General features: G+C 58.9%; 1 protein-coding gene. It reads left to right on the top strand.

What is annotated here, in order from left to right:
• Positions 1-1,270: AMP-binding protein (locus QM596_RS29560; protein ID WP_283310597.1), on the top strand; the 1,270-nt coding region annotated here is incomplete at both ends.

Genomic DNA, 1,270 nt, shown 5'->3' with positions numbered 1-1,270 from the left:
GATGTTGTTGATGTGTCTGGTTTTTCGGGTGCGCGGGTTTCTGATGTGGATCGGCGCTCGCCGTTGCGGGCGTCGAATACGGCGTATGTGATTTTCACGTCGGGGTCGACGGGTCGGCCGAAGGGTGTGGCGGTCTCGCATGCGGCGATTGTGAATCAGTTGGAGTTCATGCAGGGCGAGTATCGCTTGATGTCGTCTGATGTGTATTTGCAGAAGACGGCGACGACGTTCGATGTGTCGTTGTGGGGTTTTTTCATGCCGTTGCGGGTGGGTGCGGTGTTGGTGTTGGCGTCGGCTGATGGTCATCGGGATCCGGGGTATTTGGCGTCGGTGATTGATGATCAGGGTGTGTCGGTGACGGATTTTGTTCCGACGATGTTGTCGACGTTTTCGTCGTTGGTGGATCCGGGGTTGTTGGGTTCGTTGCGTGATGTGTTGGTGATCGGTGAGGCGTTGCCGGTGGAGGCGGTGCGTGAGTTCGGGTTGGTGTCGTCGGCGAGGTTGCATAATTTGTATGGTCCGACTGAGGCGGCGGTGTCGTTTACGTTTGCGGATGTGACGGCTGCTGGGTCGGGGTCTGTGGTGTCGATTGGTGTGCCGGAGTGGAATTGCCGGGTGTTTGTGTTGGATTCGCGCCTTCGGCCGGTTGCTGTGGGTGTTGCGGGTGAGTTGTATTTGTCGGGTGTGCAGTTGGCTCGGGGGTATGTGGGTCGTCCGGATTTGAGTGCGGATCGGTTTGTGGCGTCGCCGTTCGGTTCGGGTGAGCGGATGTATCGGACGGGTGATTTGGTTCGCTGGAACTCGATTGGTGAGTTGGAGTACATCGGTCGTACTGATTTTCAGGTGAAGTTCCGTGGTCAGCGGATCGAGTTGGGGGAGATCGAGGCGGCGTTGGTGTCGCATGGGTCGGTGTTGTCGGCTGCGGTGGTGGTGCGTGGGTCGGTGATGGGTGATCAGTTGGTGGGGTATGTGGTGCCGGCGGTGGGGTCGGTTGTGGATGTGTCGGTGTTGCGGGGGTTTGTGGGGGAGCGGGTTCCGGGTTATATGGTTCCGGCTGCTGTGGTGGTGTTGGATGCGTTTCCACTTAATTCGTCGGGGAAGTTGGATCGGGCGTTGTTGCCGGAGCCGGTGTTCGAGGCTCGGGTGTTTCGGGCTCCGGTGTCGTCGGTGGAGTTGGTGGTGGCGTCGGCGTTTGTGGGTGTGTTGGGTGTTGATCGGGTGGGGTTGGATGATGATTTCTTCGAGTTGGGTGGCAACTCCCTCATCGCGA

The organism is Rhodococcus sp. IEGM 1406 (genome assembly GCF_030056745.1).
Lineage (GTDB): Bacteria > Actinomycetota > Actinomycetes > Mycobacteriales > Mycobacteriaceae > Rhodococcus_F > Rhodococcus_F erythropolis.
The sequence above is the reverse complement of the archived record's forward strand: the minus strand, read 5'-3'. Positions and strand labels throughout refer to the sequence as shown.